Source organism: Pseudomonas sp. CCC4.1 (assembly GCF_035019225.1).
GTDB classification, from domain to species: domain Bacteria; phylum Pseudomonadota; class Gammaproteobacteria; order Pseudomonadales; family Pseudomonadaceae; genus Aquipseudomonas; species Aquipseudomonas bubulae.
The window spans coordinates 11,346-25,718 of sequence record NZ_JASJWL010000011.1; the positions used below are offsets into that span (position 1 = coordinate 11,346).

Sequence of the window (14,373 nt, forward strand, 5' to 3'; positions counted from 1 at the left end):
CGCGAGCAAGCCCGCTCCCACAACAGCAATAGGTTCCCCGCGCAGTCCCACCCCGCTATACTTGCCGGCTTTCCTGAATTAATGCCAATAGGGTCCCGCCGCGCATGGATAAGACCTACCAGCCGCACGCCATTGAAACTTCCTGGTACAAAACCTGGGAAGAAGAGAATTATTTTGCCCCGCAAGGCGCGGGCGACCCGTACACCATCATGATTCCGCCGCCGAACGTCACCGGCAGCCTGCACATGGGGCACGGCTTCAACAACGCGATCATGGATGCCCTGATCCGTTTCCGTCGCATGCAGGGCCGCAACACCCTGTGGCAGCCGGGTACCGACCACGCCGGTATCGCCACCCAGATGCTGGTCGAGCGTCAGATCGAAGCACAAGGCCTGAACCGCCACGATTTGGGTCGTGAAAAATTCCTCGACAAGATCTGGGAATGGAAAGATCAGTCCGGCGGCAACATCAGCCGTCAGATCCGCCGCCTGGGTTCGTCCGTAGACTGGAGCCGCGAGCGCTTCACCATGGATGACGGCCTGTCTGAAGCCGTGAAGGAAGCCTTCGTGCGCCTCCACGAAGACGGCCTGATCTATCGTGGCAAGCGCCTGGTCAACTGGGACACCAAGCTGCACACGGCCATCTCCGACCTTGAAGTGGAAAACCACGACGAGAAAGGTTTCCTGTGGAACCTGCGCTACCCGCTGGCTGACGGCGCCAAGACCGCCGAAGGCCTGGACTACCTGGTGGTTGCTACCACCCGTCCGGAAACCATGCTGGGCGACGCAGCTGTTGCGGTAAACCCGGAAGACGAGCGCTACAAGGCCCTGATCGGCAAGTTTGTCGAACTGCCGCTGGTTGGCCGCCGCATTCCGATCATCGCGGACGATTATTGCGATCCTGAATTCGGTACCGGTTGTGTGAAAATCACCCCGGCCCACGATTTCAACGACTACGAAGTCGGCAAGCGTCACAACCTGCCGCTGCTCAACATCTTCGATAAAAACGCCGCCGTGCTGCCTGCTGCCCAGGTGTTCAACCTCGATGGCACGCTGAACGAGTCCATCGACGGTACCCTGCCGGCCAAGTATGCAGGCCTGGACCGCTTCGAAGCGCGGAAGCAAATTGTCGCTGATTTCGACGAAGCCGGCCTGTTGGTCAGCGTCGATGATCACGCCCTGAAAGTGCCGAAAGGCGACCGTTCGGGCACCGTGATCGAACCGTGGCTGACTGACCAGTGGTACGTGTCGACCAAGCCTCTGGCAGAGCCTGCCATTGCTGCCGTGGAAGACGGGCGCATCGCGTTCGTGCCTAAACAGTACGAAAACATGTACTTCTCGTGGATGCGCGACATCCAGGACTGGTGCATCAGCCGTCAGCTGTGGTGGGGCCACCGCATTCCGGCCTGGTACGACGAGTCGGGCAAAGTCTATGTAGGCCGCGACGAGGCCGAAGTACGCGCCAAGAACAACCTGGGCCCGGACGTTGCCTTGCAACAGGACAACGACGTGCTCGACACCTGGTTCAGTTCGGGTCTGTGGACGTTCTCCACCCTCGGCTGGCCGGAAAAAACCGAAGCACTGAAAACCTTCCACTCCACTGACGTGCTGGTTACCGGTTTCGACATCATTTTCTTCTGGGTTGCCCGGATGATCATGCTCACCATGCATTTGGTGAAAAACGAAGACGGCACCCCGCAAGTTCCGTTCAAGACCGTGTATGTCCACGGCCTGGTCCGTGACGGTCAAGGCCAGAAGATGTCTAAGTCCAAGGGCAACGTCCTGGACCCGCTGGACATCATCGACGGCATCGAGCTCGAAGACCTGGTGGCCAAACGCACCACCGGCCTGATGCAGCCAAAACTGCTGAAGAAAATCGAGAAGCAGACCCGCGACGAATTCGCCGACGGCATCGCCAGCTACGGTACCGACGCCCTGCGCTTCACGTTCTGCTCGCTGGCGTCCACCGGCCGTGACATCAAGTTCGACATGGGCCGCGTCGAAGGCTATCGCAACTTCTGCAACAAGATCTGGAACGCCGCACGCTACGTGCTGGACAAGGGCGAAGACTGCGGCCAGAACGGCGAAGCCTACGAACTGTCGCTGGCTGACCGCTGGATCATCTCGCAGCTGCAGCGCACCGAAGCAGAAGTGACCCGTCACCTCGACCAGTTCCGTTTCGACCTCGCGGCGCAAGCGCTGTACGAGTTCATCTGGAACCAGTACTGCGACTGGTACCTGGAACTGTCCAAGCCTGTGCTGTGGGACGAAAACGCCCCGGTAGAACGTCAGCGCGGCACTCGCCGTACGCTGGTTCGGGTGCTGGAAGTGGCGTTGCGCCTGGCGCATCCGTTCATGCCATTCATCACCGAAGAAATCTGGCAGCGCATCGCGCCGCTGGCCGGTGCTGAAGGCAAGACCATCATGCTGCAACCGTGGCCGGTACCGAACGAAGCGCGCATCGACCAGGCCGCCGAAGACGATATCGAATGGCTCAAGGGCCTGATGCTGGGTATTCGCAACATCCGTGGCGAAATGAACATCGGCCCGGGCAAGCCTTTGCAGATCTACCTGAAAAACGTCAGCAGCGAAGATCAACGCCGTCTGGCCGAGAACGATGCCTTGCTCAAAAAGCTGGCTAAACTCGAAGCGATCACCGTGCTGCAAGAGGGCGCCGAAGCACCGCTGTCGGCTACCGCACTGGTAGGCGAGATGGAAGTGCTGGTGCCCATGGCCGGCCTGATCGACAAAGATGCAGAGTTGGCGCGTCTGGACAAGGAAATCCAGCGTCTGAACGGCGAAGTGGCCCGCGTAGGTGGAAAACTCTCTAACGCCGCGTTCGTTGACAAAGCTCCGGCCGAAGTCATCGAAAAAGAACGAACCAAGTTAGCCGAAGCCGAACAAGCCTTGAGCAAATTGGCCGAACAGCACGCGCGGATTTCCAGCCTGTAATAAAGCTGCGCACCTGATCGCGGGCAAGCCCTTAGCTCTGAAAGGAACTAAGGGCTTGCCCGCGATTGCTTTTGTGGAATGAATTGAACATGACAACCCCACGCACTTCCAAAGCCACACGCCACAAGCCCAAGGCTGTCAGCGACGCCAAGCCGGCTGAGCCACGGGTCAAGCCAAGCCTGCACCCACGTAACCGCCATCAGGGCCGCTACGACTTCCCGCAGCTGATTTCGGTCTGCCCTGAGCTGGCAGAGTTCGTGATCATCAACCCGTACGGCAAAGAAAGCATCGACTTCGCCAACCCGGATGCCGTGCGCGTATTCAACCGTGCGCTGCTCAAGGCGTTCTACGGTATCGCCCACTGGGACATCCCGACTGACTACCTGTGCCCGCCTGTGCCCGGTCGCGCTGACTACGTGCACTTTCTGGCCGACCTGCTGGCCACCATGAACGATGGCGTCATCCCGCGTGGCCCGAGCGTGCGCGTGCTGGACATCGGTATGGGCGCAAACTGCGTTTACCCGCTGATTGGTCACAGCGAATACCGCTGGCAGTTCCTGGGCACCGAAGTTGACCCTACAGCCGTTAAAGCGGCCAAGGCGATCGTGCAGTCCAACGGCCTGAACAAAGCCATCAGCCTGCGCCTGCAACCCGATCAGAAGAAGATCTTGCTGGACGTCCTGGACAGCGCCGAGCGTTTTGACCTGAGCATGTGCAACCCGCCCTTTCATGCGTCGATCGATGAAGCAACGCGCGGCAGCGAGCGTAAATGGCGGGCACTGGGCAAGGCTGATCCCAAGCGCAAACTGCCTGTTCTGAACTTTGGCGGTCAAGCGGCCGAATTGTGGTGTGAAGGGGGCGAGCAGCGCTTTGTGACCCAGCTGATTCGCGAAAGCGTGCAAGTGGGCCGTCAGGTGCTGTGGTTCAGCGTACTGGTGTCCAAGGCGTCCAACTTGCCGGCGATCCAGACCGCACTGAAAAAAGCCGGTGTGCGTGAAAGCCAGGTGGTCGACATGTCACAGGGCAACAAGCAAAGCCGCTTTGTCGCCTGGACATTCCATGACAAAGAACAGCAACAGCTGTGGCGCGAGAAGAACTGGAAGTAATCTTGTAAATATGCAAAACCTCGTAGCAGCTGCCGAGCTGCGCGAGGCTGCGTTCGGCAGCTGCTACAAGATTTGCAGGCATAAAAAAGCCGCGCTTCGGAGTAATCCGAAGCGCGGCTTTTTTACAGCAGTCTTACTTGTTAACAGCGTCAGTCAGGCCTTTGGCCACAACGAGCTTGATAACTTTTTTGGCTGCGATTTCGATGGCTGCGCCAGTCGAAGGGTTACGGCCAGTACGGGCAGGACGCTCGGTCACTTTCAGTTTGCCAATACCTGGCAGAGTGATTTCGCCGCCATTTTCCAATTGATCAGCAACGATCTGGGCCAGTTGGTCCAGAGCGTTACGCGCGGTAGTTTTCGGCGCGTCGATAGCTTCAGCGATATCAGCGATCAGTTGGTCTTTAGTAATAGCCATTGAGATGTTCCTTCCCTATCAAATTCATTTGGTTTGCAGAGTGCAATGTCAGCCATCGAGCCAGATCTCAAGGGTCTGGCACACCCGCCAGCTTTCACGACGAATCGCGGATGTAGATAGCTAAAACGGGGTTTGGTTCGACCTGACACATGCTGAATGCACGCTTTACGCCGTTTCCGAGCGCAAGACCGGGCAAAACTAGCACAGAGACAGTTAAATATCCGCCTCTACCTGGGCTTTTGGTCAGCTTTATGGCCTTAAAACGGTAAAAAAACCGTCCAGGGCGCCCTCAAGCCCCCCAAACCCCGACCCGAGGCTCAGGTGCGGTACACTTGGCGCCTTTGCGGGGTGTGCACCCTGCCCTCTCATTACACACCGAGAAGCCCATGCCGATCCGTCATTGCATCGTCCACTTGATTGACAAAAAACCCGACGGTACGCCCGCAGTTCTCCACGCCCGTGACTCTGAACTGGCCGGGTCTCAAGCCATCGAGAACATGCTCGCTGACCTCAACGAAAGCTATAACGCCAAGCAAGGTAAAGCCTGGGGGTTTTTCCATGCCGAGTCCGGCGCGCATCCGTTCAGCGGCTGGCTCAAGGAATACCTCGATGGCGGTAAAGACTTCACGGCGTTCAGCCGCGTCGCCGTCGAGCATCTGCAAAAACTGATGGAAGAGTCCAACCTTTCCGTTGGCGGCCACGTGCTGTTCGCCCATTACCAGCAAGGCATGACCGACTACCTGGCCATCGCCCTGCTGCACCACAGCGACGGCGTTGCCGTGACCTCGGAGCTGGACGTGACGCCTTCGCGCCATCTGGACCTTGGCCAGCTGCACCTGGCCGCACGGATCAACATTTCCGAGTGGCAGAACAACAAGCAGTCCAAGCAATACATTTCGTTTATCAAAGGTAAAAACGGCAAGAAGGTTTCGGAGTACTTCCGCGACTTTATCGGCTGCCAGGAAGGTGTCGATGGCCCGGGCGAAACCCGTACCCTGCTCAAGGCCTTCAGTGACTTCGTAGAAAGCGAAGACTTGCCGGAAGAGTCCGCCCGGGAAAAAACCAAGACCCTGGTCGATTACGCCAGCAGTCAGGCAAAAATCGGCGAACCAATGGGCCTGGAAGAGTTGTCCGAGTTGATCGACGAAGAACGCCCCAAGGCTTTCTACGATCATATCCGTAACAAGGATTACGGCCTGTCCCCCGAAATTCCTGCTGACAAGCGCACCCTGAACCAGTTCCGTCGCTTCACCGGGCGCGCTGAGGGGCTCTCTATCAGCTTTGAGGCACACCTGCTGGGTTCCAAGGTCGAGTTCGACGAAGAAGCCGGTACGCTGGTGATCAAGGGCTTGCCGACCCAACTGCTCGATCAGCTCAAGCGCAGCAAGTAATGCTCAACGGTATCTTGAAGAAAGTCCTGTTTGTTCTGGTGGTAGTGGTCATCTTTCAGAACTGGGGCAAGATCGAGCGCGTGCTCAACCCTTCGGGTGTCGTCAGTGAGCAAACCCGGGCCAGCGCCCGGGTGGTGTTGTACTCCACCGAGTGGTGCGGCTACTGCAAGGCCACTCGGCGGTTCCTGGATGAGAAAGGCATACCGTTCAAGGAATTCGATATCGACAAGGATGCCAGTGCCCGCCAGGCTTACGAGGCGCTGGGCGGGCGCGGCATTCCGATACTGGATGTAAACGGCACGCTGATTCGCGACTTCAAGCCCGATGCGATATTGGCGGCACTGAAATAAGCCGGGAACAACTGTTCAATTTCTGTGGGAGCGGGCTTGCTCGCGATGCAGGCGCTGCGGTCAGCCAGACAAACCGCAGAGATACCATCGCGGGCAAGCCCGCTCCCACAGGAAAATCACTCCAGCTTCTGACTTTGCACCAGACACTCCTTGGCACTCTTCCTGAGCTTCTTGATCAATCGCTCCTGGCGCAATGCCTCACCCTTGTCCGGCCAGGATTCGACATACACCAGCGCCACTGCCGGGCTTGAAGCGAAAAAACGCGCGCCCTTGCCCGTTTGATGCTTGGCAAAACGGCGCACCGGGTCATCGCTGATACCGCAATACAAAGAGCCATTAGCGGCCCGCACAAGGTACACAAACCAGGGTTTCTCGACCACTTTCAGCGGCTGCCCTGAAAGGCCTTGAGCCCTTTTTGCGCCTGCGCCCGAATGGCGTTTTGTACCAGCGGTGTCCACCCCAGCAACAGGCCCTTGGTGCCCAGTGCCTGACGCGACCAGCGCCACAGATCGAAATGGTCGTGATGCTCGCAAATCTTGCCATCACGAAACACAAACCGTGCCTGGATATCATTGACCACCGTGGCGCCGGTCTGGCCAAACACATAGGTCGCCACCCAGTGCGCGCTGCCATGCTGGCCGTCAGCCTGAACCTGATCGAAGGTGAGGCTGAAATCCTTGGCCCGCAAGGTCAGCATGCGCCACATGTCAGCGGCGTTGTGGCCACGCAGCTCGCCAAACACAGGGTCGCTGAACACCACGTCAGTGGTGTAACAGTCAGCCATTGCCTCGGCATCAAGCCGCTGGAAGGCCTGGTAAAAACGAGTGATCAATGCTTGGTGGTCTTGGCTCATGGCAGGGTCCGTACAGGTCTGGAATCAGAGCACGATAATCTGCCATGAACAGAAACACTATGGGCCTCAGACTTTCTCGCTTTGTACATTCACATACAGTGAACGGCCGGCGCCAAGCCCGGCGACGATGGCCCCCAGACCGATGACTGCAAATATCCAGCCCACGGCACTCCAGCCACCCGTCACTTCATGCACCACGCCCACCGCCAGCGGCCCCATCGATGCCACGGTGTAACCAATGCCCTGGGCCATGCCCGACAGATTGGCGGCGACATGGGCATCGCGCGAGCGCAGCACGATCATGGTCAAGGCCAGGCTGAATGTGCCGCCCTGCCCCAGGCCCAGCACAATCGCCCAGCCCCACAAGCCCTCGATAGGCGCATAAAGGCAACCAAACAGCCCGGCCAGGGTCATGCCCATAACCAGCACGATTGCCAGCCGCTGGTCTTTACCCCGCGTGGCCAGCCACGGTGCCGTCAGCGCCGTGATCAATTGCACGATAACCGAGCCGGACATCACCAGCCCCGCCTGGGTAGGCGTCAGGCCGCGACCAATCAGGATTGACGGCAACCAGCCAAAAACAATGTAGGACAACGAGGATTGCAGCCCCATATAGAGCGTCACTTGCCAGGCCAACGGGTCACGCAACAAGCCACGCACGCGGTAAGCAACGTTGTGCGTGCCCTGACGCTTGCCCACCTGTGGCAGCCAGAAAACAACCGCAAGCAATGCGGGCAAGGCCCAGAAGCCAAGCCCCATTGCCCAGCTCTGCCCCAGTGACTCGCTAAGGGGCACCGTGGCCCCCGCCGCCAGTGCCGCACCCAGGCACAGGGCCATGGTGTAAACACCGGTCATGGTTCCGGCATGCCCGGCGAAATCACGCTTGATGATGCCCGGCAACAACACACCGATGACGCCGATACTGGCCCCCGCCAGAATGCTCCCGGCAAACAGCCCCACTTCGCCCAGGCAACTGCGCAGAACGATCCCGCCACCCAGCGTCAGCAAAATCCCCAGCACTACCCGCTCGGTACCAAAACGCCGCGCCAGGATTGGCGCCAGGGGCGCGAACAGCCCCAGGCACAGCACGGGCAACGTGGTCAACAGGCCAGCCTGCGCCGCAGACAAGCCCAGTCTGTCAGACACCTCACCCAGTAACGGCGCCATGCTCGACAGCGCGGGGCGCAGGTTCAAGGCCACCAGCACCAGCCCCAGAAGCAATAACCACGGACGCAAGACAACAGGCGCAGTGTGCTGAACCTGCTCGTCGTCAATTTCAGCGTCGATCAGCAATTCTTCCAGTTCATCGAGATGACGAACGGGCTCGACGCTGGCATTGGAAATTGACGAAGGGTGGCTCATGGCGTGCTCCGGCTCAAGGTTCATTGATCAACGTCCGGCACAGCGCCATGGCCCGTTGCGGGTTTTGTTGTTCTACGGCTTCCAGTAAATCAACGTGCAGGTCGAACACCACTTGACGACGCGGATGGACGTCCATGGTCTTGCGCAAATGATTGGTCAAGACGCTTGAGGTAAAGCGGTAGAGCTCGCTCAGGGCCGGGTTGTGGGCGGCATCAATCAGTCGTTGGTGAAACACCAGGTCACAGCAAATATAGGTATCGAGTTCACCGTGATAGTGCTGGCCACTGGCGTCCAGCGCCTGATGCAGCAGGCGCAAGTCCTCGTCCGTGCGGCGCAGGGCGGCCAGGCCAGCGGCTTCAACCTCAATGATGTGACGCATCTCCCGGCCCTGCTCCAGAGAGCAGGATGACAGCGCGCGCAGCGTGTCCATCGGGTCGACACGGCTGCGCAAGTAGCTGCCATCGCCCTGGCGAATCTCTATCAGCCCGGCAAATGCCAGCACGCGCATGGCTTCACGCACAGTGTTACGACTGATGTTCAATTGCGTAGCCAGCTCGGGCTCGGTTGGCAAACGCTGACCCACCTCCCAGGTACCGTTGTTTATTCGCGCACGCAGTTGCTCCAGAGCCTGGTCGACCAGCGAGCGTTTGATGATGGGAGAAGCGTCTGTCATTTAATTCGCCTTTTCATCCAATCATAGGATGAATTTTCCGACATGTTACTCAGACACCTCCATACGAGCAATCAACTACAGATTAAAAGCCCCCTAAAAAACCTTGTTCACCCTTGAACAAAAAACCCTTTAAGGGTAATTTTGATTGCATCGAGGCTGCCTCTTATGGAAAAGAAAACACCTCACTACAACCTCCAGTGCATTCAAGCCGATGTACAACGGCTTGGCGCTGTCGCCTTTACCAAAAGCGCATTGGATGGTGGACGAAGCATGGGCCTGGTCCTCGCACAAATGCAGAGGGTCATTACCTCGTTGGAGCGCAGTGCGCTGTACAAATCGATGTCGACCCACGCCGACCACAAGGTCTGGCAGGACGTATATCACGCACAGGCCTACGGTTTGGCCATCTCTATCAAGGTGACGTATCGCCCCTGCGGAGGGCCGCCGGTCATCGCTTTCAAGGAGAAAACATCATGAGCAAAAATGACTGCTGCACCTGCGGCGCCGCCAATGCCATGCAAGCGTTCAAGGGCCGCAGCTTCAATGTGAACTTCAAGCAATTGAACCGGGTGGTGCACGGCCTGGACGGGCACGAATGCACCGAGTGCGCCGAGATCGAATTTGATGCACCCAGCGCAGAGCTATATGCCCAGGCTGGCGACGAACTGGTAGAAGATGCCAAACGGGTTATGGCGGAAGAAATGAAGCGTATCCGCCGCAAGCTTCACTTCACCCAAAAAAATGCCGTGCAGTTGCTGTCGGGGGGTGGCCACAATGCGTTCAGTCGTTATGAACGGGCCGAGGTGGAGCCACCAAAACCCTTGTTTGTGTTGATGCGATTGCTCGATCGCCACCCCGAACTGGTCCGCGAATTACAAGCCATCAACGAGTGTGCAGACATCAATGCGCTGCTGGTGCAAAAACAGCAGCAGCGCGAAAACTGACACCTTTGGTTTTGTAGCCGCTGACGAGCGCAGCGAGGCTGCGATCATCAGCGGCTACAAGTCCCGATCAATGCAAAATCTGATTCAGGAACAGTTTGGTCCGGTCATTTTGCGGGTTGTCGAAGAAGTCATTCGGGGCGGCCTCCTCCACGATTTCGCCCTTGTCCATAAAGATCACCCGGTTGGCCACGGTGCGCGCAAAGCCCATTTCATGGGTTACGCAGAGCATCGTCATGCCGTCTTCCGCCAGGCCGATCATGGTGTCCAGCACCTCTTTAACCATCTCCGGGTCAAGTGCTGAAGTCGGTTCGTCAAACAGCATGATCTTGGGCTTCATGCACAGCGCCCGGGCAATTGCCACACGTTGCTGCTGACCACCCGACAACTGCCCCGGGAACTTGTGCGCCTGCTCCGGAATACGCACCCTTTCCAGATAATGCATGGCAATTTCTTCGGCCTGACGCCGGGGCATCTTGCGCACCCACATCGGCGCCAGCGTGCAGTTCTGCAGAATGGTCAGGTGCGGGAACAGGTTGAAGTGCTGGAACACCATGCCCACTTCACGCCGCACCGTCTCGATTTGCTTGATGTCGTTGGTCAGCTCTACACCGTCGACCACGATGCGTCCCTGCTGGTGCTCTTCGAGGCGATTGAGGCAACGGATGGTGGTTGACTTGCCGGAGCCCGAAGGCCCGCACAAGACGATACGCTCGCCCGGCTGGACGTTGAGGTTGATGTCCTTTAGCACATGGAACTGGCCGTACCACTTGTTGACGCCCAGCATCTGAATAATGCCTTCAGAGCTTGCTGGCTTTTTGATTGCTTCACTCATGTCGCACTACTCCTAACGCTTGTGGCCAGTGTCCAGCTTGTGCTCCAGATGCATGGAGTAGCGGGACATACCAAAACAGAAAATCCAGAACACCAGGGCAGCAAACACATAGCCTTCAGTGGCCATACCCAGCCATTTCGGGTCGGCGGCGGCTTGTTTGACGCTATTGAGCAGGTCGAACAGACCGATGATGATCACCAGGCTGGTGTCCTTGAACAGGGCAATAAAGGTGTTGACGATGCCGGGGATCACCAGCTTCAAGGCTTGCGGCAAAATCACCAGGCCCATGCTGCGCCAGTAGCCCAGGCCCATGGCCGCAGCCGCCTCGTACTGACCCTTGGGGATGGCTTGCAGACCGCCACGCACCACTTCCGCCACATAAGCCGACTGAAACAGGATTACGCCGATCAAGGCCCGCAGTAATTTGTCGAAGTTCATGCCCTCGGGCAGAAACAGCGGCAGCATCACCGAAGACATAAACAGCACGGTAATCAGCGGAACGCCGCGCCAAAACTCGATAAAAGTCACGCACACCACGCGAATGGCCGGCATGTCCGAGCGGCGGCCCAGGGCCAGCAAAATCCCCAGTGGCAAGGCGCCCGCAATACCTACCGTGGCAATCACCAGCGTGAGCATCAGGCCGCCCCACTGGCTGGTAGCCACGTTAGTCAGGCCCAGATAGCCGCCGTGGAGCAAGGTAAACGCTAGGATGGGGTACACCACCAAAAAGCCCAGCCCGTAGATAGCCTTGTGCTTGAAGCGCGAGATAAACAACGGCGCCGCACCCACCACGGCCAGCCATACCGTCAGGTCAACCCGCCAACGCAGCCCGGTCGGGTAATAGCCATACATAAACTGGCCAAAACGCTGCTGGATAAACACCCAGCAGGCGCCCTCTTTGGTGCAATCAGCTTGCGTGCTGCCTACCCAATTGGCATCGAAAACCGTCCAGTTCAGCAGCGGCGGCACGATCAGCCAGACCAGATAAAAGGCAAACAGGGTCAGCAAGGTGTTGAGCCAGCTGGAAAACAGATTGGCCCGCGCCCAGGCGACAATACCGATGCGGTTGCCCGGCGGCGGCATGTCGGGTTTGAAAACATGAGTCGTCATAGTCCAGTCCTCATCGCTCGATCAGCGCAATGCGCGTGTTGTACCAATTCATCAGCAGCGAAATGCTGATGCTGATGGCCAGGTACACGCTCATGGTGATGGCAATGACTTCAATCGCTTGCCCGGTCTGGTTGAGGACCGTGCCGGCAAACAGTGAAACCATTTCCGGATAACCGATGCCCGCCGCCAGCGACGAGTTTTTCACCAGGTTCAGATATTGGCTGGTCAAAGGCGGGATGATCACCCGCAGCGCTTGCGGGATGATTACCTTGCGCAGCGTCGGCCCCGGGCGCAGCCCCAGCGAGCGGGCGGCTTCGGTCTGACCGTGGCTGACGGACTTGATCCCCGACCGTACGATTTCGGCAATAAAGGCCGCGGTGTACACCGTCAACGCAATGGTCAGCGCCAACAGTTCCGGGATCAGCACCCAGCCACCGACAAAGTTGAAGCCCTTGAGCTGTGGCATCTCCCAGTGCACCGGGGTACCGAACAGCAACACGCACAGGCCAGGAATCGCCAGCAGCAAGAACAGCCCGACCCAGAACTTGTGAAATGGCTCGCCGGTGTCTTCAAAGCGCTTGTTGGCCCGACGGACCATCAGCACCACGGCCACGATAGCCAGCACCACACTGGCCACAAACGGCCAGAAGGCATCCGTACCCACTGCGGCCGGCATGTTCAGGCCACGGCTGCTCATATAGAAGGTGTTGGCAAAGTTATGGCTGTTGCGTGGCCCTGGCATGGTCAGGAAGACCGCGAAGTACCAGAACAGGATTTGCAGCAATGGCGGGATATTGCGAAAGATCTCCACATACACCGTTGCCAGCTTGCTGATCATCCAGTTCGACGACAGGCGTGCCACGCCGATGATAAACCCCAGGATCGTCGCCAGGACGATACCGATCACGGACACCAGCAAGGTGTTGAGCAACCCGATCAGAAAGACCCGCGCATAACTGTCGGACTCGGTGTAATCAATCAAATGCTGCGCAATGCCAAACCCGGCACTGCGCTCCAGAAAGTCAAAACCCGAAGTAATGCCGCGATGTTGCAGGTTGGTCTGGGTATTGTTGAACAGATACCAGCCCATAAAGACCACCAGCGCGACGGTGACGATCTGAAATAACCACGCACGCACACGTGGATCGCCGAGGCTGAGCCTGGGCTTGGGTGCGCCGACTTTAATTTGCATGAAGTGCCCCTAACAATGGATCAGACAACATCACCCGGCAGTTGGCCTGCCGGATGAAAGGGCTATCAGCGCACAGGGGGTGCGTATTGAATGCCGCCGTTATTCCACAGAGCGTTCAGCCCGCGGTCGATGGCCAGAGGCGTGTTTTTACCGAGGTTTTTCTCGAAGACTTCACCGTAGTTACCCACCTGGCTGACAATCTGCACCACCCAGTCTTTTGGCAGTTTCAGGTCTTTGCCGTATTCGCCGTCAGCACCCAGCAAGCGGGCGACATCCGGGTTTTTGGTGGATTTGGCTTCAGCCACAACGTTTTTCGAGGTGATGCCGGCTTCTTCAGCATTGAGCATGGCGAACAGGGTCCACTTCACAATGCTGAACCAGTCTTCGTCGCCCTTGCGCACGACAGGCCCCAGAGGCTCCTTGGAGATGGTTTCAGGCAATACGACATAGTCGCTCGGGTTGGCCAGCTTGCTACGCTGTGCGTACAACTGGGACTTGTCGGAGGTCAACACGTCGCAACGGCCGCTTTCCAGAGACTTGGCGCTTTCATCAGAGGTGTCGAAGGTGATCGGGGTGTACTTGAGGTTATTGGCGCGGAAGTAATCCGACACATTCAGCTCGGTAGTCGTGCCGGCCTGGATACAGATGGTTGCACCGTCCAGTTCCTTGGCACTTTTTACCCCCAGCTTGTTGTTGACCAAAAAGCCGACGCCGTCGTAATAGGTCACGCCCGCGAACACCATGCCCATGCCCGCATCACGGGAACTGGTCCAGGTGGTATTGCGCGACAACACATCGACTTCGCCCGATTGCAGCGCGGTGAAACGCTCCTTGGCGTTCAACTGGCTGAACTTGACCTTGGTAGCATCGCCAAACACTGCGGCGGCCACTGCACGACAGACATCCGCATCGATCCCCATGATCTTGCCGTCTTTATCCGGTACCGAAAAGCCCGGTAAACCGTCACTCACGCCACATTGCACAAAACCTTTCTTCTTGACACTGTCCAGGGTCGCGCCTGCGTGGGCAAAACCGCTGGCACTGAGTAACACGATGGCTGCTGTGGCCAAAGCCAGGGTGGATTTCAATTGCTTCATTCAAACCTCCAGTGCTGCTTTTTTGTGTTTGAACAAGGCCCGCCGCCCCCTTGTGAGGCACTGTTGACCCATGTTGGCTTTTTATTGGGTCAAGCGG

15 protein-coding genes are annotated in these 14,373 nt (G+C 58.0%); 6 read left to right on the forward strand and 9 right to left on the reverse strand.

The window, feature by feature from the left end:
- Nucleotides 1-104: 104 nt before the first annotated feature.
- Entirely contained in the window at nucleotides 105-2,951 is a 2,847-nt protein-coding gene (locus QN377_RS06890; RefSeq protein WP_095001227.1) for a valine--tRNA ligase, read from the forward strand.
- Between the two features lie 89 nt (nucleotides 2,952-3,040).
- Complete coding sequence (rlmF, locus tag QN377_RS06895; RefSeq protein WP_095018207.1) at nucleotides 3,041-4,057, forward strand: 23S rRNA (adenine(1618)-N(6))-methyltransferase RlmF; 1,017 nt, start codon at nucleotides 3,041-3,043, stop codon at nucleotides 4,055-4,057.
- Nucleotides 4,058-4,190: 133 nt separating this feature from the next.
- On the opposite strand, the gene QN377_RS06900 is transcribed toward rlmF, so the two are convergent.
- Complete coding sequence (locus QN377_RS06900; protein ID WP_003440137.1) at nucleotides 4,191-4,472, reverse strand: HU family DNA-binding protein; 282 nt, start codon at nucleotides 4,470-4,472, stop codon at nucleotides 4,191-4,193.
- A gap of 386 nt (nucleotides 4,473-4,858) precedes the next feature.
- Here QN377_RS06900 and yejK point away from each other — a divergent pair, with 386 nt between their 5' ends.
- Both yejK and QN377_RS06910 read left to right on the forward strand, forming a co-directional pair.
- Nucleotides 4,859-5,863, forward strand: a complete 1,005-nt coding sequence (gene yejK, locus QN377_RS06905; RefSeq protein WP_095001225.1) for a nucleoid-associated protein YejK — start codon at nucleotides 4,859-4,861, stop codon at nucleotides 5,861-5,863.
- Nucleotides 5,863-6,213: a glutaredoxin family protein gene (locus QN377_RS06910; RefSeq protein WP_016781886.1), complete on the forward strand. Its 351-nt coding sequence runs from the start codon at nucleotides 5,863-5,865 to the stop codon at nucleotides 6,211-6,213. The genes yejK and QN377_RS06910 overlap by 1 nt, the downstream gene beginning before the upstream one ends.
- Before the next feature lie 116 nt (nucleotides 6,214-6,329).
- Here QN377_RS06910 and QN377_RS06915 read toward each other — a convergent pair whose 3' ends face one another.
- From QN377_RS06915 to QN377_RS06930, 4 genes are all read right to left on the reverse strand, one after another.
- Nucleotides 6,330-6,599, reverse strand: a complete 270-nt coding sequence (locus tag QN377_RS06915; RefSeq protein WP_095001393.1) for a GIY-YIG nuclease family protein — start codon at nucleotides 6,597-6,599, stop codon at nucleotides 6,330-6,332.
- Nucleotides 6,596-7,066 (reverse strand): nuclear transport factor 2 family protein, encoded by a 471-nt coding sequence (locus QN377_RS06920; protein ID WP_095018208.1) that lies wholly within the window; start codon nucleotides 7,064-7,066, stop codon nucleotides 6,596-6,598. Before QN377_RS06920 ends, QN377_RS06915 begins: the two co-directional genes overlap by 4 nt.
- A gap of 66 nt (nucleotides 7,067-7,132) precedes the next feature.
- Nucleotides 7,133-8,452 (reverse strand): CynX/NimT family MFS transporter, encoded by a 1,320-nt coding sequence (locus QN377_RS06925; protein WP_095018209.1) that lies wholly within the window; start codon nucleotides 8,450-8,452, stop codon nucleotides 7,133-7,135.
- Entirely contained in the window at nucleotides 8,442-9,101 is a 660-nt protein-coding gene (locus tag QN377_RS06930; protein WP_095001222.1) for a FadR/GntR family transcriptional regulator, read from the reverse strand. The genes QN377_RS06925 and QN377_RS06930 overlap by 11 nt, the downstream gene beginning before the upstream one ends.
- Nucleotides 9,102-9,266: 165 nt before the next feature.
- Between QN377_RS06930 and QN377_RS06935 the strand changes: the two genes are divergently transcribed.
- Both QN377_RS06935 and QN377_RS06940 read left to right on the forward strand, forming a co-directional pair.
- The gene (locus tag QN377_RS06935) at nucleotides 9,267-9,578 is read left to right on the forward strand and encodes a type II toxin-antitoxin system MqsR family toxin (RefSeq protein ID WP_095001221.1); all 312 of its coding nucleotides are present in this window, start codon (nucleotides 9,267-9,269) and stop codon (nucleotides 9,576-9,578) included.
- The gene (locus QN377_RS06940; RefSeq protein ID WP_095001220.1) at nucleotides 9,575-10,045 is read left to right on the forward strand and encodes a type II toxin-antitoxin system MqsA family antitoxin; all 471 of its coding nucleotides are present in this window, start codon (nucleotides 9,575-9,577) and stop codon (nucleotides 10,043-10,045) included. The genes QN377_RS06935 and QN377_RS06940 overlap by 4 nt, the downstream gene beginning before the upstream one ends.
- A 67-nt stretch (nucleotides 10,046-10,112) precedes the next feature.
- On the opposite strand, the gene QN377_RS06945 is transcribed toward QN377_RS06940, so the two are convergent.
- The 4 genes from QN377_RS06945 to QN377_RS06960 all read right to left on the reverse strand — a co-directional run bounded on the left by QN377_RS06945 (nucleotide 10,113) and on the right by QN377_RS06960 (nucleotide 14,276).
- Nucleotides 10,113-10,877 carry an amino acid ABC transporter ATP-binding protein gene (locus QN377_RS06945; RefSeq protein ID WP_095018210.1) on the reverse strand — a complete coding sequence of 255 codons (765 nt, stop codon included), beginning with the start codon at nucleotides 10,875-10,877 and terminating at the stop codon, nucleotides 10,113-10,115.
- Nucleotides 10,878-10,889: 12 nt separating this feature from the next.
- Entirely contained in the window at nucleotides 10,890-11,987 is a 1,098-nt protein-coding gene (locus tag QN377_RS06950; protein ID WP_095018211.1) for an amino acid ABC transporter permease, read from the reverse strand.
- Nucleotides 11,988-11,997: 10 nt separating this feature from the next.
- Complete coding sequence (locus tag QN377_RS06955; RefSeq protein ID WP_095001217.1) at nucleotides 11,998-13,179, reverse strand: amino acid ABC transporter permease; 1,182 nt, start codon at nucleotides 13,177-13,179, stop codon at nucleotides 11,998-12,000.
- Nucleotides 13,180-13,244: 65 nt separating this feature from the next.
- Nucleotides 13,245-14,276 carry an amino acid ABC transporter substrate-binding protein gene (locus QN377_RS06960; protein ID WP_095001216.1) on the reverse strand — a complete coding sequence of 344 codons (1,032 nt, stop codon included), beginning with the start codon at nucleotides 14,274-14,276 and terminating at the stop codon, nucleotides 13,245-13,247.
- Nucleotides 14,277-14,373 lie beyond the last annotated feature (97 nt).